General features: G+C 73.5%; 24 protein-coding genes. 20 read left to right on the top strand and 4 right to left on the bottom strand.

The genetic code is table 11. The annotated features are described in order from the left end of the window. Positions 1-10 precede the first annotated feature (10 nt). Positions 11-1,324, top strand: coding sequence for a pyridoxal phosphate-dependent aminotransferase (locus IW256_RS15785; protein WP_197011697.1), 1,314 nt, complete (start codon positions 11-13; stop codon positions 1,322-1,324). Positions 1,325-1,403: 79 nt separating this feature from the next. On the opposite strand, the gene IW256_RS15780 is transcribed toward IW256_RS15785, so the two are convergent. Further along, positions 1,404-1,928 (bottom strand): PaaI family thioesterase, encoded by a 525-nt coding sequence (locus IW256_RS15780; RefSeq protein ID WP_231403802.1) that lies wholly within the window; start codon positions 1,926-1,928, stop codon positions 1,404-1,406. Positions 1,929-2,176: 248 nt separating this feature from the next. Between IW256_RS15780 and IW256_RS15775 the strand changes: the two genes are divergently transcribed. Both IW256_RS15775 and IW256_RS15770 read left to right on the top strand, forming a co-directional pair. After that, positions 2,177-2,749, top strand: coding sequence for a hypothetical protein (locus tag IW256_RS15775; RefSeq protein ID WP_197011696.1), 573 nt, complete (start codon positions 2,177-2,179; stop codon positions 2,747-2,749). 216 nt (positions 2,750-2,965) lie between these two features. Continuing rightward, a complete protein-coding gene (locus IW256_RS15770) occupies positions 2,966-3,523 on the top strand; it encodes a CGNR zinc finger domain-containing protein (protein ID WP_197011695.1) in 558 nt (185 codons plus the stop codon). A 91-nt stretch (positions 3,524-3,614) separates the two neighbouring features. Here IW256_RS15770 and folP read toward each other — a convergent pair whose 3' ends face one another. Next, positions 3,615-4,460 carry a dihydropteroate synthase gene (folP, locus tag IW256_RS15765; protein ID WP_197011694.1) on the bottom strand — a complete coding sequence of 282 codons (846 nt, stop codon included), beginning with the start codon at positions 4,458-4,460 and terminating at the stop codon, positions 3,615-3,617. A gap of 219 nt (positions 4,461-4,679) precedes the next feature. On the opposite strand from folP, the gene IW256_RS15760 reads away from it, so the two are divergent. From IW256_RS15760 to IW256_RS15740, 5 genes are all read left to right on the top strand, one after another. Then, on the top strand, positions 4,680-5,714 hold the full coding sequence (locus tag IW256_RS15760) for a GDP-mannose 4,6-dehydratase (RefSeq protein WP_197016337.1): 1,035 nt from the start codon (positions 4,680-4,682) through the stop codon (positions 5,712-5,714). Positions 5,715-5,796: 82 nt separating this feature from the next. Further along, complete coding sequence (locus IW256_RS15755) at positions 5,797-6,060, top strand: ubiquitin carboxyl-terminal hydrolase 14 (RefSeq protein ID WP_197011693.1); 264 nt, start codon at positions 5,797-5,799, stop codon at positions 6,058-6,060. Beyond that, complete coding sequence (locus IW256_RS15750) at positions 6,060-7,634, top strand: MFS transporter (RefSeq protein WP_197011692.1); 1,575 nt, start codon at positions 6,060-6,062, stop codon at positions 7,632-7,634. The genes IW256_RS15755 and IW256_RS15750 overlap by 1 nt, the downstream gene beginning before the upstream one ends. Positions 7,635-7,754: 120 nt before the next feature. Next, positions 7,755-8,642, top strand: coding sequence for a LysR family transcriptional regulator (locus tag IW256_RS15745; protein ID WP_197011691.1), 888 nt, complete (start codon positions 7,755-7,757; stop codon positions 8,640-8,642). A 56-nt stretch (positions 8,643-8,698) separates the two neighbouring features. Further along, complete coding sequence (locus IW256_RS15740) at positions 8,699-10,300, top strand: Na+/H+ antiporter (RefSeq protein ID WP_307828905.1); 1,602 nt, start codon at positions 8,699-8,701, stop codon at positions 10,298-10,300. Positions 10,301-10,318: 18 nt separating this feature from the next. Here the strand turns inward: IW256_RS15740 and IW256_RS42730 are convergent, their stop codons facing one another. Next, on the bottom strand, positions 10,319-11,278 hold the full coding sequence (locus IW256_RS42730) for an AraC family transcriptional regulator (RefSeq protein WP_307828904.1): 960 nt from the start codon (positions 11,276-11,278) through the stop codon (positions 10,319-10,321). Positions 11,279-11,830: 552 nt separating this feature from the next. Between IW256_RS42730 and IW256_RS15730 the strand changes: the two genes are divergently transcribed. The 5 genes from IW256_RS15730 (at position 11,831) to IW256_RS15710 (ending at position 15,856) form a co-directional block, all read left to right on the top strand. After that, on the top strand, positions 11,831-13,207 hold the full coding sequence (locus IW256_RS15730) for an ATP-binding protein (RefSeq protein ID WP_197011689.1): 1,377 nt from the start codon (positions 11,831-11,833) through the stop codon (positions 13,205-13,207). Beyond that, positions 13,204-13,623 carry a roadblock/LC7 domain-containing protein gene (locus IW256_RS15725; RefSeq protein WP_197011688.1) on the top strand — a complete coding sequence of 140 codons (420 nt, stop codon included), beginning with the start codon at positions 13,204-13,206 and terminating at the stop codon, positions 13,621-13,623. Before IW256_RS15730 ends, IW256_RS15725 begins: the two co-directional genes overlap by 4 nt. Positions 13,624-13,714: 91 nt before the next feature. Further along, positions 13,715-14,068: a DUF742 domain-containing protein gene (locus IW256_RS15720; protein ID WP_197011687.1), complete on the top strand. Its 354-nt coding sequence runs from the start codon at positions 13,715-13,717 to the stop codon at positions 14,066-14,068. Beyond that, entirely contained in the window at positions 14,046-14,642 is a 597-nt protein-coding gene (locus IW256_RS15715) for a GTP-binding protein (RefSeq protein WP_197011686.1), read from the top strand. The genes IW256_RS15720 and IW256_RS15715 overlap by 23 nt, the downstream gene beginning before the upstream one ends. After that, positions 14,639-15,856, top strand: coding sequence for a cytochrome P450 (locus tag IW256_RS15710; protein ID WP_231403800.1), 1,218 nt, complete (start codon positions 14,639-14,641; stop codon positions 15,854-15,856). The genes IW256_RS15715 and IW256_RS15710 overlap by 4 nt, the downstream gene beginning before the upstream one ends. Before the next feature lie 153 nt (positions 15,857-16,009). On the opposite strand, the gene IW256_RS15705 is transcribed toward IW256_RS15710, so the two are convergent. Beyond that, a complete protein-coding gene (locus tag IW256_RS15705; RefSeq protein ID WP_197011685.1) occupies positions 16,010-16,921 on the bottom strand; it encodes an Lrp/AsnC family transcriptional regulator in 912 nt (303 codons plus the stop codon). A 692-nt stretch (positions 16,922-17,613) separates the two neighbouring features. Here IW256_RS15705 and IW256_RS15700 point away from each other — a divergent pair. From IW256_RS15700 to IW256_RS42725, 7 genes are all read left to right on the top strand, one after another. Then, entirely contained in the window at positions 17,614-19,050 is a 1,437-nt protein-coding gene (locus IW256_RS15700; protein ID WP_307828903.1) for a GuaB1 family IMP dehydrogenase-related protein, read from the top strand. A gap of 357 nt (positions 19,051-19,407) precedes the next feature. Further along, positions 19,408-20,880 carry an LCP family protein gene (locus IW256_RS15695; protein ID WP_197011683.1) on the top strand — a complete coding sequence of 491 codons (1,473 nt, stop codon included), beginning with the start codon at positions 19,408-19,410 and terminating at the stop codon, positions 20,878-20,880. A 1-nt stretch (position 20,881) separates the two neighbouring features. Then, positions 20,882-21,325, top strand: a complete 444-nt coding sequence (locus IW256_RS15690; RefSeq protein ID WP_197011682.1) for a hypothetical protein — start codon at positions 20,882-20,884, stop codon at positions 21,323-21,325. 105 nt (positions 21,326-21,430) lie between these two features. Further along, positions 21,431-22,486 carry an enolase C-terminal domain-like protein gene (locus tag IW256_RS15685; protein WP_197011681.1) on the top strand — a complete coding sequence of 352 codons (1,056 nt, stop codon included), beginning with the start codon at positions 21,431-21,433 and terminating at the stop codon, positions 22,484-22,486. Next, a complete protein-coding gene (locus IW256_RS15680; protein ID WP_197011680.1) occupies positions 22,483-23,046 on the top strand; it encodes a P-loop nucleotide/nucleoside kinase family protein in 564 nt (187 codons plus the stop codon). The genes IW256_RS15685 and IW256_RS15680 overlap by 4 nt, the downstream gene beginning before the upstream one ends. 168 nt (positions 23,047-23,214) lie before the next feature. After that, entirely contained in the window at positions 23,215-24,390 is a 1,176-nt protein-coding gene (locus IW256_RS15675) for a threonine synthase (RefSeq protein WP_197011679.1), read from the top strand. Next, entirely contained in the window at positions 24,387-25,025 is a 639-nt protein-coding gene (locus IW256_RS42725; RefSeq protein WP_197011678.1) for a helix-turn-helix transcriptional regulator, read from the top strand. Before IW256_RS15675 ends, IW256_RS42725 begins: the two co-directional genes overlap by 4 nt. The last annotated feature ends 6 nt before the right edge of the window (positions 25,026-25,031 follow it).

Here is a 25,031-nt window from a genome sequence, read left to right as displayed (position 1 = left end):
GGAGTCAGTCATGCCTGTCCTGAACCCGTCCGCCCGTCCGGTGCCGCTCTCCCCCACACTCGCCATCAATGAGGCGATCGCCCGCAAGAGACGGGAGGGGACGCCGGTCCTGGCGCTCGGCTTCGGCGAGGCCGGCATCCCCATCCACCCGTCCCTGACCCGCGCGCTGGCGGACGCCGCCGGTCGCGGCGCCTACGGGCCCGTCGCCGGTTCCGCGGCCGTGCGCGCCGCCGCCGCCGGCTACTGGGACCGCCGGGGCCTGCCCACCGACCCCGACCTGGTGGTGTGCGGCCCCGGCAGCAAGTCGCTGCTGTACGGATTGATGATGGCCATCGGAGGGCGGATCGCGATCCCCTCCCCCAGCTGGGTGTCGTACGCGGCGCAGGCGTCCCTCACCGGCGCCGGCGCGGTCCTGGTGCCCACCCCGCCCGGCGAGGGGGGCGTCCCCGATCCCGCGCGGCTGGCCGACGCCGTCGTCCGGGCCCGGACCGCGGGCCACCCGATCCGCGCCGTGGTGGTGACCCTCCCCGACAACCCCACCGGCACCCTGGCGTCCGAGGACGGCGTGCGCCGCCTGTGCGCGGTCGCCCGCGAGCACGACCTGGTCATCGTCTCCGACGAGATCTACCGCGACCTCGTGCACGACCCCGCCCGTACGGTGACGAGCCCGGCCCTGCACGCGCCGGAGCGGACGGTGGTGACGACCGCGCTGAGCAAGAGCCTTGCGGCGGGCGGCTGGCGCCTGGGCGTGGCCCGGCTCCCCGACGGCCCGTTCGGCCACGACCTGCGCGCCAGGCTGCTGGGGATCGCCAGCGAGCTGTGGTCCAGCGCCCCCGCCCCGATGCAGCACGCCGCCGCCCTCGCCTTCACCGAGCCGGCCGAGCTGGTGGAGCACGTCGACCGCAGCCGCCGCCTGCACGCCGCCGTCACCCGCGCGGTGGCCGGCCGGTTCGCGGCGGCCGGGGCGGACGTGCCGCGGCCGGAAGCGGCCTTCTACCTCTACCCGGACTTCGGCCCGCTCCGCGACCTGCTCCGCGAGGAGCACGGTGTGCGCACCGGCGCCGACCTGACCGCGCTGTTCCTGGAGCGGTACGGGGTGGGCGTGCTGCCGGCCGGCGCCTTCGGCGAGCCCGCCGACGCGCTGCGCATGCGCGTCGCCACCAGCCTGCTGTACGGGGCGACCGACGAGCAGCGGCTGGCCGCCCTCGCCGCCCCCGACCCGGCGTCCCTGCCCTGGATCGCCGCGGGCCTCGACCGGCTCACGGAGGTCCTCGCCGATCTGCAGGCCGCTTCCGGCCACGTGCTCAGCCCGGCCGTCGCCTGACGGCGGACCGGCCCGGGACGGCCGAGGACGGACCGGCCCGGAACGGTCCGCGCTGGAACGTTCCGGGCCGGGAGGCCGTTCACAGGTCCGGGTCGGTGTCCTTGGCGGTGGGGACGGGACGCAGCGGGCGGCGCAGCGGCACGAGCATCATCGAGAAGTCGGCCGCCGCGATGATGCGGTCGTCGGCGTCGGTGACCCTGCAGTCCACGATCACCAGCTGCCGGCCCGCCTTGATCACCTCAGCGCGGGCGTACACCACGTCGCCGTGCGGGCGCCCCAGGTAGCGGACGTGCAGGTCGGCGGTCACCAGGCTGTTCCTGCCCGGCTCGAAACCGCTGCCGCGGGCGGCGGCGCTGCCGGCCGCCACGTCGATGAGCGTGGCGATCGCGCCCCCGTGCAGGTTGCCGGTGCTGTTGAACGCCTCCTCGCGCACGGGCATGGCCAGCACGGCGTGCCGCTCGCCGATCTCGACGATCTCCAGGCCCAGGAGTTCGTGCAGCGGGGTGCCCTCGCGCAGGGCCGCATGCACCATCCCCTGCTCCTCGGGCGGGAGCTCGGCGATGCGGACGGTTCCGGACGGGGGCAACGGTGGCGGGGTGCCCATGGTGCGCTCACTCCTCCTTGGTACACGCGGGTCCCGGGCCGGGTCCCCGCGGACCGGTCCATCCTAGTTATGGCAGTTCCCGGCCCGAATTTGGCGTGGTGTAAGGTCCAACGGCGCACGGGGTGCACGCCACCTGAACAGCGTTCGAGCGCGGGCCGGGAGCACCCTGCCGCGCCATCCCGTGCTACAAACCCTGATCGGCGCGTCGTCACGTACGTGATGTCGACAAGAAGGCGAGGGGGCCCGCCATGAGGCACGCACAGGACGGGGCTGCCGCGGCGATGAACGCCGCCTCCCGGGTACTCGTCGCCCGGGGCCGCAACGAGCCCCAGGAGCTGGAGAACCCCGACGTGAGCTGGGGGCAGCGGGCTCGCGACGGGGTGTGGGTCCCCACCAAGGACGGCCAGCGCATCCACATCGCGATCGACGCCACGGCCGCCGACACGGTGGCCCAGGTGCTGCGGCCCAGCCTGCGGGTCTTCGTGGGCGTGGACGTCGACACCGACATCGTCGCGCAGACCACCGCCGGCGGGGTCCGGCTGCTCACGGTGATCCACGGGGCGGACGCGCCGACCGATTTCCGCTTCCCGCTGTCCCTGACCGACGGGCTCGACCTGGAGAGCATGCCCTCGGGCGGGTACGACGTCGTCCACACCCGCTTCGGCGCCACGGTGGGCCGCCTCTACAACCCGTGGGCCTCGGACGCGATGTACCGCCAGGTGAAGGCGGACTACGCCCTCGAAGGCCAGGTCATCACGATGCGCGTGCAGCACGAGGGGGCCTACTACCCCGTGGTCGCCGACCCGCACTACTCGCGCTGACGGGCCGCCGCCGCGTCCGCGGGGCCGCCTCCCCGGGACCGCCGCGGGGCGCCGGGGCGGGCACGGCCCCATCCGGCCATGTGGCGTCGGCCGCGTCGCCGGGGGTGCGGGCTCCCGTGTGGCGGGCGTCATAAGGTGAAGAGGGGCGGGCCGCCGCGCCGGTTCCCGGCGCGGGCCGGGACCCAGGCCGGCCCCAGCCCTCAGACTGGAGTCATCGTGATCTTCACCCACGACACCGAGCACGCCCTCGCCGTCGTCGTCGAGCTGATCAACACCGGGCCCGCGGCGTCCGGCACGGAGGGCCTGGCCGGCCCCGAGGAGCTGCGCGCCTTCCTCGAAGAGCACCGCTTCAGCGGCGTGCGCGCGGTCACCGCGCGGGACGTGGACGCGTTCCGCGCCCAGCGCGACCGGTTCCGCGCGGTGTTCGACGCCCCGGACGTGCCCAGCGCGGTGCGGCTGATCAACGAGATCGTCGGGGCGGTGCGCGCCACCCCGCACCTCACCGACCACGACGGGTACGACTGGCACGTGCACTTCTTCGCCCCGGAGGCCCCCCTGGTGGAGCACCTGGCGGCCGACTGCGGCATGGCCCTGGCCTACGTCGTGGCGGCGGGCGAGCTGGACCGTCTCCGCACCTGCGAGGCCCCGGACTGCTCCCGGGTCCTGGTGGACCTGTCCCGTAACCGGTGCCGCCGCTACTGCGACAGCCGCACCTGCGGCAACCGCATGCACGTGGCGGCCTACCGGGCCCGCCAGCGCGAGGCGGCCCTCTGAGCCCCTGTCTCAGGGGCCCGGCCCGCGGCGCTCGCCTGGCGGCTCACGCCTCACCGGGCCTGCGCGTCTGAGCCCGGCCGTCAGGGGCCGGTCACGGGGTGAGGGCGCCGACGGCGGCCAGGGCCCGGCGCGCGCCGGCGACGTCGTGGACGCGGAAGACCCGGGCGCCCAGCCAGGCGGAGATCCCGAGCACGGCCATCGTGCCGACGCCGCGTTTCTCGACGGGCTGGCCGAGGGTCTCCCCGATGAAGTCCTTGTTGGACACGGCGACCAGGACCGGCCAGCCGGTGGCGGTCAGCTCCCCGAGCCGCCGGGTGATCTCCAGTGACTGCCGGGTGTTCTTGCCGAAGTCGTGGGCGGGGTCGATGAGGACGGACTCGCGCGGCACCCCCAGGGCGACGGCGCGTTCGGCCTCGGCGACCACGTGCCCGATCACGTCGTCCACCACGTCCCGGTAGCCCACCCGGTGCGGGCGGGTGCGCGGGTCCAGCCCGCCGGCGTGCGCGCAGACCAGGCCGGTGCCGTGGGCGGCGGCGACCTCCGCCAGGCGAGGGTCGGGTCCGCCCCAGGTGTCGTTGAGCAGGTCGGCGCCGGCCGCGGCGACCGCCTCGCCCACCTCGGCCCGCCAGGTGTCCACGCTGATCACGACCTCCGGGTGGCGCGCGCGCACGGCGGCCACCAGGTCCACCACCCGGCGCAGCTCCTCGGCGACGTCGACGTCGTCGCCCGGACCGGCCTTCACCCCGCCGATGTCGATGATGTCGGCGCCCTCGGCGACGGCGCGGCCGGCCGCCGCCAGCGCCGCGTCGAAGCCGAAGGTCGCGCCCCGGTCGAAGAACGAGTCGGGGGTGCGGTTGACCACGGCCATGATCGCGAATCGGCCCAGCGTACGGCCGCCCAGGCGCAGCGGGGCGGGCCCGGGGTCAGCGGGCGGCATGCGTCGCGCACCTCATGATGATCACGGTGGCACATCCCCGCGGCCTTCGCACGTCCGCCCTCCTGGAAGGGCCCATCGTGAACTCGAAACAAATTCGGTTCAAACGTCGCCCTCCCTCGTCAGCCCGTACGGCTGGTCGCTAACCTCGGACTTCACACGCATCACGGGGCAAGCCACGTGATGGGCCCATCGTCTGATCTATCAGCCATGGAGGATCCCCTGTCCAGGCGAGCACTCATCACCGGCATCACCGGGCAGGATGGCTCGTACCTCGCCGAGCACCTGCTCGACCGAGGGTATGAGGTCTGGGGCCTGGTGCGGGGTCAGGCGAACCCGCACGTGTCGCGGCTGCGCAAGCACATCGGCGACGTCCAGATCACCACCGGCGACCTGCTCGACCAGGGCAGCCTCATCTCGGCGGTGGAACGGGTCCAGCCCGACGAGGTGTACAACCTGGGCGCCATCTCCTACGTCCCGATGTCGTGGCAGCAGGCCGAGCTGACGGCCGAGGTGACCGGCATGGGCGTGCTGCGGACGCTGGAGGCGATCCGGGTGGTGTCGGGCATCAGCCCGTCCCGCACGCCGGGTCGCGAGCAGATCCGTTTCTACCAGGCGTCCTCCTCGGAGATGTTCGGCATGGTCCGGGAGACTCCGCAGAACGAGAAGACGCCGTTCCACCCGCGCAGCCCCTACGGCGTGGCCAAGACCTACGGCCACTACATCACGCAGAACTACCGCGAGTCCTACGGGATGTTCGCGGTGAGCGGGATCCTTTTCAACCACGAGTCGCCGCGCCGCGGGGCGGAGTTCGTCACCCGCAAGGTCACCCTCGGGGCGGCCCGGATCAAGCTGGGGCTGGCCGCCGAGCTGCGGCTGGGCAACCTGGAGGCGCGGCGCGACTGGGGGTTCGCCGGCGACTACGCCCGCGCGATGCGGCTGATGCTGGCCCAGGACTCCCCCGAGGACTACGTCATCGGCACGGGCACGACGCAGTCGGTGCGGGATCTGGTCGAGTTCGCGTTCGCCACCGTGGGGCTCGACTGGCGGGAGCACGTGGTCTTGGACGACCGCTACACCCGTCCCGCCGAGGTCGATCTGCTGTGCGCGGACCCGAAGAAGGCCCGTGAACAGCTCGGCTGGGAGCCGGAGGTCGGGTTCGAGCGGCTCGTGACCATGATGGTGGAGTCCGACCTGCGGCTGCTGTCGGAGTCGGCGCGCCCCGAGGACGAGCCGTTCAGTCCCGATCACTGGTGACGCCTCCGCCGGCGTCTCCAGGTGGACGTCCAGGTGAAAGCCGATGGTGAGCGGTTGACGTCCGGCGTGGCACGATGCATGCATGGGCACTTGTGAGCATGTGCGAAGCCTGCCGGATGTGGACCCGGAGGCCCGGACTCCGCAGGGTTGCGAGGAATGTCTCGCCGAGGGGACCCGGTGGGTCCATCTGCGGCTCTGCCTCGCCTGCGGCCATGTGGGGTGCTGTGACTCCTCTCCCAGGCGCCACGCGACCGGGCATTTCCACCAGACGGACCATCCGATCGTCCGCTCGTTCGAGCCGGGCGAGGACTGGCGGTGGTGCTTCGTCGACGAACTGATCGTCTGATGGCCGGAGTCCGGCTGGCCACCGCCCCCGGCCGCTGGATCCTGCTGGCCACGGTGCTGGGATCCAGCGTGGCCGCGCTGGACGCCACCGTGGTCAACGTCGCGCTGCCACGGCTGGCGCGCGAGCTGGACGCGGGCATGGCCGGCCTCCAGTGGACGGTGAACGCCTACACCCTGACCCTCGCTGGCTTCATCCTGCTGGGCGGCTCGCTCGGCGACCGGTTCGGGCGCCGCCGGGTCTTCCTGATCGGCGTGGTGTGGTTCGCCGTGGCCTCGCTGCTGTGCGGCGCGGCCCAGGACATCCACACGCTGGTGGCCGCGCGGGCGCTGCAGGGGATCGGCGGCGCGCTGCTGACGCCGGGCTCGCTGGCGATCATCCAGGCGTCCTTCGCCCCCGACGACCGGCCGCGCGCGGTCGGGGCCTGGTCGGGCCTGGCGGGGGTGGCCGCCGCGGTCGGCCCGTTCGCCGGCGGCTGGCTGGTGCAGGCGGCCGGGTGGCGCTGGGTGTTCCTGCTGAACCTGCCGCTCGCCGCGATCGTGATCCTGGTGACCGTGCGGCACGTCCCCGAGAGCGTGGATCCGGCCGCCCGCGGCCGGTTCGACGTCCTCGGCGCGGTGCTGGCGGCGCTGGCGCTGGCCGGGGTCACCTACGCGCTCACCGAGGCGCCCGAGGGCACCGTCGGGCCGGGGATCATCGGCACCTCGGCCGTGCTGGGCGTGGCCGGAGCGGCGGCGTTCGTGTTCGTCGAACGTGCCCGGGGCCGGGGGCGGAGCCTGCCGGGCACGCGGTGGTCGCGCGGCGGCCGGGAGGCGCCGCGCCCCATGCTGCCTCTGGAGGTGTTCGGCTCCCGGCAGTTCACGGCCGTCAACGTGGTGACCTTCGTGGTCTACGGCGGGATGGGCGTGATGTTCTTCCTGTTCGTGCTGAACCTGCAGGTGGTGTCGGGCTTCTCGGCGGTCGCCGCCGGGACCGCGCTGCTGCCGGTGACGGTGCTGATGCTGCTGCTGTCGTCGCGGGCGGGCGCCGTGGCCCAGCGGATCGGGCCGCGGCTGCCGATGACGGCCGGGCTGGTGGTCGCGGCGGGCGGCATGGTCCTGGTCGGCCGGATCGGGGAGGGCGCCTCCTACCTCCGCGACGTCCTGCCCGCCGTGACCGTGTTCGGGCTGGGCCTGTCGGCGGTGGTCGCGCCGCTGACCGCCACGGTGCTGGCCACGGCCCAGGTCAGCCACGCCGGGGTGGCCAGCGGCGTCAACAACGCGGTGGCGCGGGCGGCGGGGCTGCTGGCGGTGGCGGCGATCCCGCCACTGGCCGGGCTGACCGGGGACGCCTACGACGACCCGGCGCTGTTCTCCGCCGGTTACCGGCTCGCCATGCCGGTGTGCGCGGCGCTCCTGGCGGCGGGCGCGGTGCTGAGCTTCCTCACCGTGAGCGACGACGCGCTGAGCTCCGTACCCGAGGAGTTCGAGCCCCAGTGCCGGACGCACTGCGCCGTGGGCGCCCCGCCGCTGGAGCCCGACGGCGAGGCGGGCGGCGGGACCGAACCGCGGCCGGACGCGCGGCGCGAACCCGCCTGACCTGGCGCCGCGGCCCCGGCGCCCGCGGGTCGCGCCGCGGGTTGGCCTGATGCGGCACGGAGCCGGTCCGTTTCCGGCTATGTCAAGGCCCCGAGCAGTTCGGTGGCATACGGTCAGGGCATGAATCTGCGGCAGCTGCGGTATGTCGTGGCCACCGCCGACCACGGCACGATGACGTCGGCGGCCCAGGCGCTCTACGTCGCACAGCCCGCCCTGTCGCGGGCGGTACGGGAGCTCGAGCGCGAGCTGGGCGTGGAGCTGTTCGCCCGTTCCGGGCGCGGCGTCGTCCTCACCGCGGTCGGCGAGCAGGTGGTCCGGCAGGCGCGGGTCGCGCTGGACGCGGTGGAGGCGATCGAGGGCCTGTCGGGCGGGCGGTCCGGCGGGCAGGGCGCCGAGCTGCGGATCGCGGCGACCGCGGCCCTGGAGCCCGAGCTCACCGGCCGGCTGCTGCCGCGGTTCGCCCGCGACCAGCCCGCGGTACGGGTCCGGGTGATCCGCTGCGCCGGGCGGGAGGCGGTCGCGGCGGCGCTGCGGGCCGGCCGGGCCGATCTCGCGGTGACCGATCTGCCGGTGCCCGGCGATCTGGCCGCGCACCCCTTCGAGCAGCGGGAGGTCGTGCTGATCTCGCCGCCCGGGCTGAGGCTGCGCGATCCCCTGCCCCTGACCTCGCTGGACGGCATGCGGCTGGTGCTGCCCGCCCGGGGCGGCGCGCTGCGCTCGGAGATCGACGCGCTGCTCGCGCGGACCGGCGCCCGGCCGGTGCCCGCGGTCGAGTCCGACGAGCGGGGGGCCTGGCTGGGCTGGGTCCGCGCCGGGATGGGCTCGCTGCTGTGGTACCGCAGCCAGCTCGACGACCTCGACGGCCTGACCGTCCGCTCGTTCATGCCGCCGGTGACCCGGCTGATCGGCCTGGTGCACGCGCACCGCCGGCTGCCTCCGGCGGCGCGCGACTTCCTGGCCTTCGCCAAGGAGACCGCGCGCGAGGCCAAGGTGCGCGACCACCTGTAGTCCCGGGCGTGCCCCCAGAGGCGCCGCGGCATGCCCGGCGTGCCATGATTCGGCAGGTGGAGGCTACTCACGCCCTGTGGCTGCTGGCGGTGCCGATCAGCGCGCTGATGGTGGCGGCGCTGGCCCGGCGGATCGGGCTGTCGGCGCCGCTGATCCTGGTGATCGCGGGCCTGCTGGTCTCGTTCGTCCCGGGGGTGCCGGAGTTCCGGCTCGATCCCGAGTTCGTGCTGTTCTTCTTCCTGCCCCCGCTGCTGTTCTCGGCGGCCTGGGAGAGCTCCTACCTCAGCCTGCGGGAGAACGCCCGGTCGATCGGGCTGCTGTCGGTGGGGCTGGTGCTGTTCACCACGGTCGTCGTGGGGTACGTGGCGCACCTGATGATCCCGGGGCTGCCGCTGGCCGCCGGCTTCGTTCTCGGCGCGATCGTCGCGCCGCCGGACGCGGTGGCGGCGGTGAGCGTCGCGCGGCGGCTGGGCCTGCCGCGGCGCATGGTGACGATCCTGGTCGGGGAGAGCCTGTTCAACGACGCCACCGCGCTGACCGCGTTCCGGGTCGCGGTGATGGCGGCGGCCGGCGCGGGCTTCACCCTGCTGGACGGCACGGAGCGCTTCCTGTTCGCCGCCGCGGCCGGAACGGTGGTGGGGCTGCTGCTCGGGCCGCCGCTGCACTGGCTGCGCACCCGGCTGCGCGATCCCCTGGTGGAGAACGCGGTGACGCTGATGGCACCGTTCGCCGCGTACCTGATCGCCGAGGCGGTGCACGCGTCCGGCGTGATCGCGGTGGTGGTGAGCGGGCTCTACCTGGGCCACCGGTTCACCCAGTCGTCGGCGGTCACCCGGCTGATCGGGCACTCGTTCTGGAAGGTGCTGATCTTCATCCTGGAGTCGGTGGTCTTCCTGCTGATCGGCCTGCAGCTGCCGCCGGTGATCGACGGGCTGTCCGGGTACGGCGCGGGCGAGCTGGCGCTCTGGGCGACGGTGATCTTCGTGGTGGTGGTCCTGACCCGGTTCGTGTGGGTGTTCCCCACCTCCTACCTCACGCTGCTCTCGCGGCCGGGGCGGAGCCGCGAGGCCGGGGTCGACTGGCGGGCGCGCGTCGCGGTGTCGTGGGCGGGGATGCGCGGGGTGGTGTCGCTGGCCGCCGCGTTCGCGATCCCGTTCGCGACCGAGACGCGCGCGCCCTTCCCCGGGCGCGACCTGATCCTGTTCCTCACGTTCACCACGGTGCTGGCCACGCTGCTGGTGCAGGGCCTGACGTTCCCGATGCTGATCCGGGCCCTGGGGATCGGCAGCGCCCGCGAGCGCTACACCGACACGGTGGCGGAGGCCGGCGCGCAGCACGCCGCCGCCAACGCCGCGCTGCGGCGGCTGGAGGAGCTGGTCGCCGAGGAGCCCCAGCCGCCGGACGAGACCGTGGTGGAACGGCTGCGGCAGCTGGCCGAGCACCGCCAGCTCAAGGCGTGGGAGCGGCTGGGCGGGGGCACCGGCCCGGCGGGCGAGGAGGTGCCGACCTCCACCTACCGGCGGCTGCGCCGGGAGATGCTGGCGGCCGAGCGGGAGGTGTTCGTCCGGATGCGCGACGAGCGGCGCATCGACGACGAGGTGCTGGAACGGGTCCTGCACGAGCTGGATCTGGAGGAGGCCGCGCTGAGCCGTGAGTGACGCCCCGCCCTCGGGCGGTCAGCGGCCGGACTCGTGCCGCATCTCCCGGGGGCTGATGCCGAAGCGCCGGCGGAAGGCCGTGCTGAGCGCGCTGGCGGAGGAGAATCCCGAGGCGTGCGCCAGCTCGGTGATGGTCATGTGCCGGTGCTGGGGGCTGTGCAGCCGGTCGCGCACCAGCCGCAGCCGCTCCTCCCTGATCAGCTCGCGGGGCGTGGTGCCGGCGTGCTGCAGGGCGAGCTGCACCTGGCGCAGGGACCAGCCCAGCCGGCGGGCGACCTCCGCGCCGTTCAGCGCCGGATCGGCGGCGTGCGCGCGCACGAACCGCCGCACCATCTTCTCCACCTCGGCCAGGTGCCCCGGGACGTCCGGCCGCTCGTCGCCCAGCGCCAGCATGCACAGCAGCTCGGCGACGCGGTCGCAGACCACGTCGAACTGGCGCCCGGTCATGCGGTCGCGCTCCTCGTGGACGTCCCGGACCATGCCCGCCACCACCCGGCCCAGGCCGGTGGACAGGTCGAACCCGGTGGCCAGCGGGGACGAGCGGTTGAGCCGGCCGTTCACCTCGTGGGCCGGCAGGGTCATGATGAAGGCCCGCGCCGGCGCGTCCTGGACCAGCTCGAACGGCCGGCCCAGGGTGAACAGGCCCCCGCTTCCCGGGGTCAGCAGAGCCTCGTTGCCGTCCTGGCGCAGGCTCAGCGGCCCGTCGACCGGTACCAGCAGCCGGTAGTCCTCCTCCGGCTCCTGGCGGGTCTGGCGGGCCGTGCGGGCGTAGGCGATCCGCTCCGACCAGAAGTCGATGAGCTGGTAGGAGCCGCTGCGCTGGCGGACGGTCCGGCCGCGGAAGTCGCCGCCGCGCGGGAAGCGGTAGTCGAGGCGGCAGTGGTAGGCGGTGACGTGCTCGCTCCAGAAGTCGGCCCGTTCACCTGGCGTGAGGTCGGCCGTGGACGACGTCTCCACGGCGTAGCCTTCCTCAGCCACCGAAGACACCCTTCACCTCGTCGCACGGTGGGGTGGTCGTGGACGGCCGCGCCCGGCGCCACGACCCCCGCCGTCGCCGCGCGTGGTCACGCGGCGACTCCGCCCGAGAGTAGTACGCCCCCTCGCCGTCGGACCGGAGAACGGCGCGGAAGGTGGCCGGATCCGCCGCGCCGTGCCTCATGAGGACGGGGCCCGTCTTCTGCGCGCCGGAGCACGTTCCCTGCGCACGGGTGAAAGCCAGGGTGCGCGTGTGGCCCTACATTCTCCGGACCGCCGCCGTCCGACATCCGCCTTTTCGGACAAAAGGCGACAAAGCGTACGAGTGTTAGAGGAAAATGGCAGCGACCCCCGTGGCACGGCACCTCTCCCCGGCCGCGTACTCGTTCCTCACGGCCTCGCGTACGGGCCGCCCGCACGGACACGCCCACCGTCTCATCCGGATTCCTCCGGACTCCTCCGGCCTCCTTGTGGCAGGGTTACCGAGATCCTTTTCCGCACCCGGCCCCGTGCCCGACCCCCTGCCCGTGTCCGTCCCCGTCCCTCGAGGATCCGATGGAGCAATTCCTGCTGGGACTGGCGATCGTCTGCTCGATCGCCGGCCTCGCCACCGTCGCCCTGCTGCTGTTCCGGCAGCATCAGATCACCCAGGGCCTGCGCCGGCAGAACGCCGCCCTGACCGAAGGCCTGAACCGCCGCGACGAGGAGTTGCGGCACCTGGCCACCACACGCCTGCCCGAGCTGATGGAGTCCCTGCACAACCCGGCCGTGGTCGTCTCCGGCCCGCTGCACGACCCGCAGGAACTGGGGCCGGCGTACGAGCGGGGCGTGAAGGAGCTGATGGAGGTCTTCGCCGGCTCGGTCGAGGAGGTGCAGTCCCGCGCCGACAAGGCGGCCAAGGCCACCCTCCGGGCCACGATGCGCGGCGTGCAGAGCCTGGCCAGCGAGCAGCAGCTGGCCATCACCACCATGCAGGAGCGGCACGACGACCCCGACGTGCTGGAGGACCTGCTGCGGCTGGACCACATGAACGCCCAGCTCGGCCGGCGCGCGCAGGCCACCGCGGTGCTGTGCGGTTCCTGGCCGGGCCAGCAGCGGTCGGCGTCCTCGCTGAGCGACGTGGTCCGCGGCGCCACCTCGCGGATCCGCGACTACCTGCGCGTCCGGGTCCACTCGCCGGTGAACGCGGCGGTGGTCAGCCGCGCCGTGGAGCCGGTGGTGCTGACCCTGGCGGAGCTGCTGGACAACGCGGCGCGGCATTCGCAGCCCGACACCTCCGTCGAGGTGAACGTCCAGAACACGCACAACGGCGTCGCCATCATGATCGACGACGCCGGGGTGGCGATGGACTCCGAGGAGCTGGCCCACGCGGCACGGCTGCTCACCGGCCTGCGGTCGGTCGACATCCACCGGCTGGGCGACCCCCCGCAGGTCGGTTTCGCGGTGGCCGGCGTGCTGGCCGCCCGGTACGGCTTCACCGTCTCGGTGGACACCCGCTCGCCCTACGGCGGGGTCCGCGCCGTGGTGTTCCTGCCCAGCAACCTCATCACCACCGTTCCCACTGACCAGGAGGGCGGTGTCCCCGCCGCGGTGAAGCCCAAGAGCTCGGCGACGGCGCGCGCCCAGAAGACCTCCGCGGGCGCGGAGGCGCCCGTCCGCGCCACCCTGAACACCACCGGCCGGACCGCGGGCGGCCTGCCCAAGCGCCGCCGCGCGGACATCGCCAAGCCGTCCGGCGCCGGTTCGGGCGGCGCCGCCGACCGGCCTGCGCGCCCGGCGCGGGAGACCGCCGCCGGGCTCGGCGCCTGGCAGCGCGGCACCCGTTCGGGCCGCGCGGCCTCCCCGTCCGAGGGCGGGGCCGCGGCGCCGGGCCTCCCGGCGGCACCGCCCGATGGAGCGTCCCATGAAGAAGGAGAGGACCAGCGGCCATGAACCAGCCCGCGCACGCCCCCGCTGACAACAAGCTCGGCTGGATGCTCGACGAGACGCTGCGGATGCCGGAGACGCGGTACGCGATCCTGCTCTCGGCGGACGGCCTGCTGATGGCCCATTCCGAGCGGATCGGCCGGGACGAGGCCGAGCGGCAGGCCGCCGGGATGTCGGGCCTGCAGTCCCTGGCCCGCGGCACCGCGGAGTTCTGCGGCGATCCCGACACCACCTGGCGGCAGACCGTCACCGAGTTCGATGACGGCTACGTGTTCCTCGTGGCCGCCGGCCCGGGCGCGTACCTGGCCGTGTCGGCGACGCAGCGGGTGGACATGGAGTCGGTGTCCTTCCGGCTGCAGGAACTGGTGCAGCGGCTCGGCAAGGAGCTGACCACGCCGCCGCGGCACGGCCAGGTGTCATGAGCGGACCGCAGGGGCGCGCGGACGCCCGGACCCGGAGCCGAGCGAGAGGCGGCGGCATGGACTGGACCGAGAGGCGACCGGGAGGGGGCGCATGACCCCGCGGCGCAAGGAGCGGGCCCTGGTCCGGCCGCATGTGGTGACCGGCGGCCGCGCGCATCCGACCCGCAACGTCTTCGACCTGGTGACGCTGGTGGTGGCGGTCAGCGACCAGCTGTCCGGGCTGAGTCCCGAGGCACGCCGCATCGTGACGCTGTGCCGCGGCGGCGCCCTGTCGGTGGTGGAGATCGCCGGGCATCTCAAGCTGCCCGTCGGCGTCACCCGGGTGCTGCTGTCGGACCTCATGGACAGCGGGCACGTCACCACCCGGGCGCCGTCCCCGTCCGCCCGTCTCTCCCGGACCGAGATCCTCCAGGAGGTGCTCGATGGACTCCGCGCCCGTCTCTGAGGCGTCCTACCTGCCCGACAGCGTCCGCACGTCGGTCAAGCTCCTCATCGTGGGGCACTTCGCGGTCGGCAAGACGACCTTCGTCGGCACGCTGTCGGAGATCCGCCCGCTGCGGACCGAGGAGCGGATGACGCAGGCCGGCGCGGTCGTGGACGATCTGGCCGGGGTGCGGGACAAGACGACCACGACCGTGGCGATGGACTTCGGCCGGCTCACGCTGAGCGAGCAGCTGGTGCTCTACCTGTTCGGCACTCCGGGGCAGCGGCGCTTCAAGCAGCTCTGGAGCGACCTGGCCCGCGGCGCGCTGGGCGCGCTGGTGCTGGTCGACACCGAGCGGCTGGAGCAGTCGTTCGAGGTCATGGATCTGCTGGAGTCCTACGGCCTGCCGTACGCGGTGGCCGTCAACCAGTTCGACGACGCCCCGGTGTTCCCCGAGCGGGAGGTGCGCGAGGCCCTGGACCTGCTGCCCACGACCCCGCTCGTCATCTGCGACGCCCGCGATCACGCCTCGTCCGCCAAGGCGCTGATCGCCCTTGTCGATCATCTGCTCAAGACCGACCAGGAGTCCCCGTGACCGCCGAGACCCCGATCCCGCCCGTCCCGCCCAGCCGCGAACGGCCGCGCGACCGGATCCCCATGTACGGGGAGGAGTTCGCCGCCGACCCGCACCGGCTGTACGACGAGATGCGCCTGCACGGGCCGGTCGCGCCGGTGGAGCTGTCGCCCGGCGTGGAGGCGACGCTGGTGGTGGGGTACGACGCGGCGCTGGAGGTGCTGCGCGACCCGGGCACCTTCCCCAAGGACCCGTCCCGGTGGGAGAAGACGGTCCCGGCGGAGTGCCCGGTGCTGCCCATGATGGGGTCACGGCCCAACGCCCTGCTGACCGACGGGGAGGTGCACGCGCGGCTGCGTTCGGCGGTGAACGACGGGCTGGCGCGGGTGGACTCCATCGCGCTGCGCGAGTACGTGGAGAACTCGGCCGACCGGCTGCTGGACGAGTTCGCCGGCGCCACCGAGGCCGACCTGGTGGGCCAGTACGCCCGGGCGCTGCCTCTGCTGGTGTTCCTCCAGATGTTCGGGTGCCCCCAGGAGATCGGTGACCGGCTCGTCTACGGGATGAGCGGGATCTTCGACGGGCGGGACCCGGAGGAGGCCAACGCGGTCCTCATCCAGTCGATCCTCGAGCTGGTGAAGCTCAAGCGGGAGCGGCCGGGCGCGGACGTGACGTCCTGGATCATGGCGCACCCGGTGCGGCTGGACGACGAGGAGATGGCGCACCAGCTGATCCTGCTCATGGGGGCCGGCACCGAGCCGCAGCAGAACCTCATCGCCAACGGGCTGCGGCTGCTGCTGTCGGACGACCGGTTCGCCGGGGACCTGTCGGGCGGGAGCCTCCCGGTGGAGGACGCCCTGGACGAGATCCTGTGGACCGACCCGCCGATGGCCAACTACGGGATCACCTATCCCACCCGGGACGTGGACTTCGCGGGGCACCGGCTGCCCGCGGACAAGCCGGTGGTGATCAGTTTCTCCGCGGCCAACAACGATCCGAGCCGGGCCACGGCCGGCCGTACGGGCAACCGGGCGCATCTGGCGTGGAGCGCGGGCCCGCACACCTGCCCGGCCAAGGGCCATGCCCGCCTGATCGCCTCGGTGGCCATCGAGAAGCTCCTCGACCGGCTGCCGGAGATGGAGCTGGCCGTTCCGGTGGAGGAGCTCAGGTGGCGTCCTGGGCCGTTCCACCGGGCCCTGGAGTCGTTGCCGGTCCGGTTCCCGCAGGCGCGGTGAACTCCCCCGGCCCGGACGGTCGCCGTTCCGTGGCCGGCACGGTCCCCCGGGCGCCGCTCATCCGGCGCGGCGGCGCCCGGGGCCGCGAGGCCCCTCCGCCCCGGAACCGGGTTCCGGGGCGGAGGGGACGTAGAGATCAGCGCGTCCGGGCGCTCACCCGCCGTTGAGCGGCTTGTCGGGCAGCTCGACGGCGTAGGACTCCTTGATGACGTCCAGGTGGTGCCACGACTCCCGGACGGTGGCGCCGGGAACGGCGCGGATGGCGTCCAGGACGGCGACCATCTCCGCGCGTGAGGCGGCCTCGGCCTGGCCGACGATGTCGTACCGGCCGAAACCGGTCGCCACGTAGCGCACACCGTCCTGCTCGGCGACGGCCTCGGCGACGCGGCGCAGCCCGCCGGTCACCACCAGCCCGAAGCCGCCCAGTTCGGCGGCGCCCAGGGCCAGCGGATCGGCCAGTCCCGTCACCTGGATGACTCCCGAGCGCATCAGCCGCACCACGCGGGCGCGGGTGGCCGCCTGGGAGAGGCCGATGATGTGGGCCAGCCGGGTGTAGGGCGCGCGGCCGTCGCGCTGCAGCTCCTGCAGCAGCCGCCAGTCGATGTCGTCCAGGGCGATGTCGCCGAGCTCGCGGACGACCGCGTGGGTGTCGCGGACGGTGGTGACCGAGCGGAACACCTCCGCCGAACGGACGCCCGGGACGGCGCGTATGTGGTCCACCTCGGCGGCGAGCGCGGCGTCGTCCCTGGTGCGCACCTGCGCGACCAGGTCGTGGGGGCCGGCGATCAGGGCGGCGAAGCTGACGGGCGGGCGCTCGGCGATGGCCGCGGCGACCTTCCGGGCGGAGCCGTCCACGGTGACAGAGACGTGCCCGATGGCCTCGGCCCCGACGACCGCGGCGTGCACGATGCCCACGACGCGGACGACCTCGGTCTCGAGAAGGTTCTGCACCCGGGCCCGCACGGCCGTGCGGGACAGCCCCACGCGGTCGGCGAGCGCCTGGAAGGTCGCCCTGCCATCCCGCTGGAGCTCGCGGACGAGCACGACGTCGACCGCATCCAGCACGGCTCTCCTCCTCGACATGCGATGACTCGATTACCTGACAACTGCAAGATCATTCCATTTCGGGACGGTCCGTCGTCAAATATTGATCTTGCCCGTGTTCGTCGCACCCGGCCACCATCGAAGCGTCGGGATCCGGTCGCGGGGGTGACGAATGCGACGCCACATAAAGCGCCACGGCACCGCATCGCGTCCGCGCTCACCGCTCGCGTCCGGGGACGCGGGGCGGCGGCACGGCACCGGACGGCGTGTTGATGATCACTGCCCCGGACGGGCGCGGCGCGGCGCGGGCGGGCGCGGCGCACCGGGTTCACGAGCGTGACAGGCATGCGCGACTCCCGGTGTTCTGCTGTGACGCCTCCTACGGGGGGCGGTGGTCCGCGCGAGGCACATGTAAGAAAACTGCATCGCGGGCGCAGGATCGTCAAGAGGTAACTTTACAGAGAGCTAAACCTCACGTTGCACTGGAACCCACCATGTCCCGGCGCTATCCATGGTTATGCGCACGGCGGCCGGATCGTTGGCGAAAGGCACCTCCCCGCCACCTCTTCGTCACCTCGGGGAAGCCCCGCCCTGACCGTGTCCGTGGCCCCCGGCCCGGCCCGGCCGGGCGCTTGGTCCACGCATCGAGGGGTATGGATGAGAATGTACGGTGGCCCGCCCTCTCCCGACCGCGATTGGTGTGTAGTACGCCCGTGCGCCTGCTGAACGGTGACGAATCCGCCCACGACCTCACCTACAACGACGTGTTCATGGTCCCCCGCCGTTCGGCGGTCGGGTCCCGGCTGGAGGTGGACCTGTCCACCGTCGACGGCAGCGGCACCACGCTCCCGCTCGTGGTGGCCAACATGACGGCCGTCTCGGGGCGCCGGATGGCCGAGACGGCGGCGCGCCGCGGAGCGCTCGCGGTGATCCCGCAGGACATCCCGGTCGAGGTCGTCGCCGACGTGATCGGCTGGGTCAAGCGGCGCCACCCGGTGTACGACACCCCGATCCGGCTCTCCCCGGACGCCACCGCCGGCGAGGCGCTGGCGCTGCTGCCCAAGCGGGCGCACGGAGCGGTGATCGTGGTCGAGGACGGCCGTCCCGTCGGCGTGGTCACGGAGGCCGACTGCCACGGGGTGGACCGGTTCGCCCAGGTGCGCGACATCATGTCCCGCGACCTGGTGACGCTTCCCTACGGGGTGGACCCGCGCGAGGCGTTCGACCGGCTGCACGAGCGCGGCCACCGCCTCGCCCCGGTCGTCGGCGCCGACGGGCGGCTGGCCGGCATCCTCACCCGCACCGGGGCGCTGCGCGCCACCCTCTACACCCCGGCCGTGGACGCGTCCGGGCGGTTCCGGGTGGCGGCGGCCGTCGGCGTGAACGGCGACGTGGCGGGCAAGGCCGAGGCCCTGGTCGAGGCCGGCGCCGACCTCCTGGTGGTGGACACCGCGCACGGGCACCAGGAGAAGATGCTCGCCGCGCTCGCGGCGGTGCGCGCGATCGGCCCCACCGTCCCGGTCGCCGCGGGGAACGTGGTCACCGCCGAGGGCACCCGCGACCTGATCGAGGCGGGCGCGGACATCGTCAAGGTCGGTGTGGGGCCGGGCGCGATGTGCACGACCCGGATGATGACCGGGGTCGGCCGCCCGCAGTTCTCCGCGGTGCTGGAGTGCGCCGCCGAGGCGCGGCGGCTCGGCCGGCACGTGTGGGCCGACGGCGGGGTCCGCCATCCCCGGGACGTGGCCCTGGCGCTGGCCGCCGGGGCGTCCAACGTGATGGTGGGGTCCTGGTTCGCCGGGACCTTCGAGTCGCCGGGCGACCTGCAGCGCGCCGCCGACGGCCGGCTCTACAAGGAGAGCTTCGGCATGGCCTCGGCGCGGGCGGTCCGGCTCCGCACGGCCGAGGACTCCCCGTTCGAACGGGCCCGCAAGGCGCTGTTCGAGGAGGGGATCTCCACCTCGCGGATGTTCCTGGACCCGGAGCGGCCCGGCGTGGAGGACCTGATCGACTCGATCGTGGCGGGGCTGCGCAGCTCCTGCACCTACGCGGGCGCGCGGACGCTGGAGGAGTTCCACGAGCGGGCGACCGTCGGGGTCCAGAGCTCGGCCGGCTACGCCGAGGGGATGCCGCTGTCGAGCAGCTGGTGAGCCGCCGCCGGCACCGCGGCCCCTGACCCGCTGTCCCCGTTGATCGAACTGTCCGGACCCGCCAAGATCGCAAAGATCATCACGCGGCGGTTCGCCCCGCCGCTAGTATCGCCGGGGGATCCCGGCCACCGGACGATGCGCGGCCCCCGGCCGCGCGGTCCGTCCAGAGCCCGGGTCCGCCCTGGTCTCCGGCGGCGGAACCGGGCGTCCCCGGCCGGTCCCGGGCCGCCGGCCGACGATACGGCGGCGCAGACCGCCGGGCGTCCGCCCGGCCGGCGGGCAACTCCCGGACGCCTTTGCGCGTCCATACATTGAGGCGGGGCCTCATTTGACCGCGTGTGGGGGATCGGAGCGTACATGGCGAGTCGATCGGCCGACCGGCGTGCCCGGAGCGGCGATGCCGAACCCGGCCTGCTCCGCGCCCTTGCGCTGACGCTGGCCTCCGCGCTGGTCTGGGGCGTGGCGCACCTGGTGACCGGGCGCCGCCTGGCGGGCGGGGCCCTGCTGGGTTGTTTCGTCCTCCTCGCCGCGGCCGGGGCCGTGGCCGCCACCTTCTTCAGGGTGGACATCGTGGAGCTGGCCGTCAAGCCGGACTGGCTGTCGGGCATCGCCGCCGGAATCCTGGTCCTGGGCCTGCTGTGGGTCACCGTGGTCATCCGCTCGTACCAGCTCGTCCGCCCCGGAGGGCTGTCGCTCGGCGCGAGCACGGCGGGCACGGTCGCGGTGGCGGTGCTCTGCTTCGCCGTGGCGGTGCCGGTCTCCTGGGGCGCCTACAGCACCTACCTCTACCGGGACGCGCTCACCAGCATCTTCAAGACCGGCGGCGGCAACGGCCGCCCGGTCGACGCCAAGGACCCCTGGAACGGGCAGTCCCGCGTCAACGTGCTGCTGCTGGGCGGCGACGCCGCCTCCAACCGGCAGGGCGTGCGCACCGACAGCATGACGCTGGCCAGCATCGACACCAAGACCGGCGACACCGTCCTGCTGAGCCTGCCGCGCAACCTGGAGAGCTTCCCGATGCCCCCCGGTCCCGCGCGGGACCGGTTCCCCTACGGCTTCACCGGGGACGGCGCCGGCACCCCCGGCCTGCTCAACGAGGTCTACCAGTACGCCGAGGACCACCCCGACCTGGTGCCGGGCGCGCACAAGAACCGGCGCGGCCCCGAGCTGCTCAAGGCCACGATCAGCGGCATCCTCGACCAGCCGGTCGACTACTACATCCTGGTCGACATGTTCGGGTTCGCCGACATCATCGACGCGATGGGCGGGGTCCGGGTCAAGATCACCTCCCCGATCCCCTACGGCCTCCGGGGCGACGTCCTCCAGCCGGGCGACCGGGTCCTGAAGGGCAAGGAGGCGCTCTGGTACGGCCGTTCCCGCACCGCCAGCGACGACTACACCCGCATGGGCCGCCAGAAGTGCCTGCTGCGGGCCATCGCCAAGCAGGCCGACCCGCAGACGGTGCTGACCAAGTTCGACCGCCTGGCCACCGCCACCAAGCACGCGATCTCCACCGACATCCCCCAGGAGCTGCTCCCGGCGTTCTTCGCGCTGTCCACCAAGGTCAAGGACGGCGCCCAGATCGACAGCCTGCAGTTCGTGCCGCCGCTGATCCACACCGGCAACCCCGACTTCGCGCTGATCCGCAAGCTGGCCGACAAGGCCGTCACGGCCGACCGCGCGAAGTCCTCGCCGTCCGCGTCCCCCTCGGCCTCCCCCACGGCGTCGCCCACCGAGGGCGGCACCCGGCCGGTGACCGGCGCCCCCTCCCCCGGCTCGACCAGGACGCCGACCAACCCGGTCTCCCTGGACGAAGCCTGCCCCAGCTGAGGTGAGGCGCGCGCACCGCCTCCGCCGGGCCGTCAACCTCCTCAACCTCTCGACGCCGCTGGGCCTCCTGCTGGCCGCCGCCGGCACCCGCCGGCCGCGGCGGACGCTGCGCGGCCCCGGCGGCCTGCTGATCGCCGGCGGCTACCGCCTCCCCCTGCCGGTCGCGTCCGCCTTCACCGTGGGCGATGTGATCCTGGTACGCGGGGAGCCCGAGGGCCTCCTCGGCCGTCCCGCGCTGCTGCGGCACGAGGGCCGCCACGCGGCGCAGTACGCCTTCTGCCTGGGCCCCGTCATGATCCCGGCGTACCTGCTGTGCGCCGGGGCGTCGCTGGCGCTGAGCGGCGACCACGCCTCCTACAACCCCTTCGAACGGCTCGCCGGCCTCGCCGAGGGCGGCTACGAGAAGCGGCCCCTGCGCCGCCTCCGCCCCTCCCGCCGGCCGTGACCGCCCCGGCCCGCCCGCTCGATCGGGCGTGCGGATGTCTTCGCTGGTCCCACGAAGGGGGATCATGGAAGGAGAGCGAACTCCGAACGTGAAGGGCGGGACCGGGTGCCCCAGATCCACGGCTGCGATGCCTTCCGGGTGGCGATGCCGCGCGGACGGCGGCCGGAGAGCGTCCTGGTACGGCTGACCGGCCGCGACGACGCCGTCGGATGGGGCGAGGCCGCCCTCTCGGCCGCCGATCCCGAACCGGTCTGGGCCGACATCGAGGAGCGCATGGGCCCGGCGCTGATCGGGCTCGACCTGGAACGCCCCGAGGACGTGTCGGCGGCGGCCGAGCTCGGCTGCCCCGCTGCCGCCGCCGCGATCGACATGGCCTGCTGGGACCTGTGGTGCCGGGCCAGGGGACTGCCGCTCGCGCACGCCCTCGGCGGCACCCGCACGTCCATCGTGACCGGCTCCAGGATCGGCCCCGAGCCGCTGCTGGAGACCGTGGTGACCAGGGTCAACCAGGTCGTGGGCGCCGGGCACACCCGTGTCACCATGGCCGTCCGGCCCGGCTGGGACATCGAGCCGGTGCGGGCCGTCCGTCAGGCCTACCCGGCCCTGGCGGTGGTCGCCGACGCCGGGCACTCCTACCGCGAGACCCCCGAGCACCTCGCCGTCCTGGAAGGGCTGGACGGCTACGGGCTGCTGGCGATCGAGCGGCCGTTCCCGGCCGACGACCTGGCCGCGCACGCGCGGCTGCAGCGCCGGATCGGCGCCGCGGTGGCCCCGGCCGTCGGCGACCTGGACACGCTGGACGCGGCGATCTCGGGCGAGGCGGGGCGGGTGCTCGACCTGAGCGCCGCCCGCATGGGCGGGCTGACCGCGGCCCGCAGCGCGCACGACCTGGCCTACGCCGCGGGCTGGGACGTCTGGTGCACGGGGACGGGCTCGTTCGGCATCGGGCAGGCCGCCGCGGTGGCGCTGGCGGCGCTGCCCGGCGTGACGCTGCCCAGCGAGGTGTCCGACCCGGCGGGCGGCCCGGCCTTCGTCTCCCCGCCGGTGCGGTCGACGGGCGGGGTGGTGGGCGTCCCCTACACCCAGCCGGGGCTCGGCCACGAGATCGACCTGGCGCGCATCGAGCGGCTCGCCACCCGGCGCCTGCGCATCCCGGCATGAGCCAGGGCACGGTGTGGGTGGTCGCCGGGCCGCCGGGCGGCGGCAAGACCACGGTGTCGCGGCTGCTGCTCGACCGGCTCCGGCCCGCGCCCGCTCTGCTCGACAAGGACACCATGTACGGCCCGTTCGTCGCGGCGACGCTAACCTCCCACGGCCGCGACCCGGGCGAGCGGGAGGGCCCCTGGTACGACGAGCACATCAAGCGGCACGAGTACGCGGGCATGACCGCCACCGCCCGCGAGATCCGCGCCAACGGCTGCCCGGTCCTGCTGAGCGGCCCGTTCACCGGCCAGATCCGCTCGCCGGAGCGCTGGGCGGAGTGGGTGGACGGCCTGGGCGGGCCGCCGGTGCGGCTGGTGTGGATCCGTACCGACGCCGAGACGCTGCGGCACCGGCTGGTCTCGCGCGGCTCGCCCCGCGACGCCGGCAAGCTGGCCGCCTTCGGCGCGTTCCTCGCCCGGATGCGCCCGGACGAGCCGCCGCCCGTCCCGCACGACGCCGTCGACAACCGGCTGACGGCGCCCGACCCGCTCGACGCGCAGATCGACCGGCTGCTCTAGACCGGTCCGCGCGCCGGGCTCACGACGTGCCGGGGCGAGAGTCCGCAGTGTCGCTTGCTTAGAATCTTCTTGCATTTTTACAATCTCTATCTAAGTCCCACATGCCTCTACCACTCATCTGGCGTCCCCTCAGGGGGGAACCATGTGCCGAAGGGTCCCACCACCTAGATGGACGACAGCAGCACCAGCTTCGACCGCCCGTTCCTCTACGACAGGTCCGGCCGGCGTTACGCGGTCACCGACCGGCGCTGGCGCGGTGAGGACGGGACGCCTCTCGCACTCAGCCCGATGCCAGGGCTCACGCCCGATCGGATCGACACGAGCGAACGCTCCCTTTGGCGCTACCAGGCCGCGATCCCGGTACCCCCTCGACACAGGGTGAGTCTCGGTGAGGGCTGCACCCCCATGTTGCCGCTGGACTGGAACGGGCTGCGCGTCCACTTCAAGCTCGAGTGGTTCAACCCCACCTCCAGCTTCAAGGACCGCGGCGTCGCGGTGATGATCTCCCATCTGCGCGGGCAGGGAGAGACGCGCGTCCTCGAGGACAGCTCCGGGAACGGCGGCTCCTCGGTCGCCGCTTACGCGGCCGCCGCCGGGATCCGCGCCAAGATCATCGTCCCCGCGGCGACGTCGGCCGCCAAGATCCTCCAGGCACGCGCGTACGGCGCTCGGATCGAACTCGTCGAGGGCACCCGGGACCAGGTGTCCGACGAGGCGATCCGGCAGTCCGAGCAGATCCCGTACGCCAGCCACAACTGGCATCCGTTCTTTCTGCAGGGCACCAAGACGATCGCCTACGAGATGTGGGAGTCGCTCGGGTTCAGGGCGCCTGACAACGTCGTGCTCGTCGCGGGCGCGGGCAGCAACATCCTCGGCTGTGACATCGCGTTCAGCGAGCTGCTCGAGGCGCGCCAGATCGACCGGCGCCCCAGGCTTCTGGTCGGCCAGCCCGAACACTGGGCCACCATCGCGGACGCCGTGAACGGGATCGATCCGCGAAGCCGGGGACCGCGTGTGCCGACGATCGCGGAGGGAGCCTCCATCGCCACCCCGGTCCGGCTCCCGGAGACCGTCCAGGCGATCCGCCGCTCGGGCGGTGCGGCGGTGGCGGTGACCGAGGACCAGATCCGTGCGGCCGTACGCAGGCTGGCCTCGCGCGGTCTGTACGCCGAGCCGACCAGCGGCGTCGCCGCGGCGGCCCTCGACCATTTCCTGGCCGACGGCACGATCGGCCCCGACCAGACCACCGTGGTCGTCCTCACCGGCGCCGGACTCAAGTCCGCGGAGAAGATGGCCACGTTGTTCGGCAGCGACATCGATCCGGACGAGGGGAGCCGCGCGTGAGCCCCGAGGACCCCGACGAGCACCTTCTACTCGAAGCCGAGAAGATCGCGATCGCGATCGGACGCATGTTCCCCGGGCTCTGCGAAGTGGTCCTCCACGACCTGCGCCGGCCCGAGCACGCAATCCGCGCCATCGAGAACAACCTGTCCGGACGCAAGGTGGGCGACTCCGCCACCGAGCTGGGGCTCCGCCGGATCGCGGACCCGGGCTACCCCAGCGTGATCCAGAACTACCCCAACCAGTTCCCGGACGGCCGTCCGGTCAAGAGCACGTCGATCGGGATCAAGAACGCCGAGGGCCGCTACGTCGCGGCACTCTGCCTGAACCTCGACGTGTCGAACCTCTCCCCCATGACGCTCACCCTGGCCAACCTGGTGGCGACCGAGGTCGAGCACCGAGGCGAGACCCTGGAGACCCTGGCGGACCGCACGGCGCGGGAGTTGCGTGAGGTCATCGAGGCGTTCGCCGCCGAACGGGCCGCCACCCCGCGAGCACTCGGCCGTGCCGCCAAGAAGGACCTCGTCAGGCAGCTGCACCGTGACGGCTACTTCGCCTCCAGGAGTTCCACCGAGACCATCGCCGACCTGCTCGGGGTCTCCCGGAGCACCGTCTACAACTACGCCAAGCAGTCCTGACCGCCG

The organism is Actinomadura viridis, assembly GCF_015751755.1.
Classification (GTDB): domain Bacteria; phylum Actinomycetota; class Actinomycetes; order Streptosporangiales; family Streptosporangiaceae; genus Spirillospora; species Spirillospora viridis.
The sequence above is the reverse complement of the archived record's forward strand: the minus strand, read 5'-3'. Positions and strand labels throughout refer to the sequence as shown.

Bases quoted from the DNA above. Each gene is read 5' to 3' on its own strand.
- IW256_RS15785 (WP_197011697.1), top strand. From the start codon at position 11: ATGCCTGTCCTGAACCCGTCCGCCCGTCCGGTGCCGCTCTCCCCCACA.
- IW256_RS15780 (WP_231403802.1), bottom strand. From the start codon at position 1,928: ATGGGCACCCCGCCACCGTTGCCCCCGTCCGGAACCGTCCGCATCGCC.
- IW256_RS15775 (WP_197011696.1), top strand. From the start codon at position 2,177: ATGAGGCACGCACAGGACGGGGCTGCCGCGGCGATGAACGCCGCCTCC.
- folP (WP_197011694.1), bottom strand. From the start codon at position 4,460: ATGCCGCCCGCTGACCCCGGGCCCGCCCCGCTGCGCCTGGGCGGCCGT.
- IW256_RS15755 (WP_197011693.1), top strand. From the start codon at position 5,797: ATGGGCACTTGTGAGCATGTGCGAAGCCTGCCGGATGTGGACCCGGAG.
- IW256_RS15750 (WP_197011692.1), top strand. From the start codon at position 6,060: ATGGCCGGAGTCCGGCTGGCCACCGCCCCCGGCCGCTGGATCCTGCTG.
- IW256_RS15745 (WP_197011691.1), top strand. From the start codon at position 7,755: ATGAATCTGCGGCAGCTGCGGTATGTCGTGGCCACCGCCGACCACGGC.
- IW256_RS15730 (WP_197011689.1), top strand. From the start codon at position 11,831: ATGGAGCAATTCCTGCTGGGACTGGCGATCGTCTGCTCGATCGCCGGC.
- IW256_RS15725 (WP_197011688.1), top strand. From the start codon at position 13,204: ATGAACCAGCCCGCGCACGCCCCCGCTGACAACAAGCTCGGCTGGATG.
- IW256_RS15720 (WP_197011687.1), top strand. From the start codon at position 13,715: ATGACCCCGCGGCGCAAGGAGCGGGCCCTGGTCCGGCCGCATGTGGTG.
- IW256_RS15715 (WP_197011686.1), top strand. From the start codon at position 14,046: ATGGACTCCGCGCCCGTCTCTGAGGCGTCCTACCTGCCCGACAGCGTC.
- IW256_RS15695 (WP_197011683.1), top strand. From the start codon at position 19,408: ATGGCGAGTCGATCGGCCGACCGGCGTGCCCGGAGCGGCGATGCCGAA.
- IW256_RS15680 (WP_197011680.1), top strand. From the start codon at position 22,483: ATGAGCCAGGGCACGGTGTGGGTGGTCGCCGGGCCGCCGGGCGGCGGC.
- IW256_RS15675 (WP_197011679.1), top strand. From the start codon at position 23,215: ATGGACGACAGCAGCACCAGCTTCGACCGCCCGTTCCTCTACGACAGG.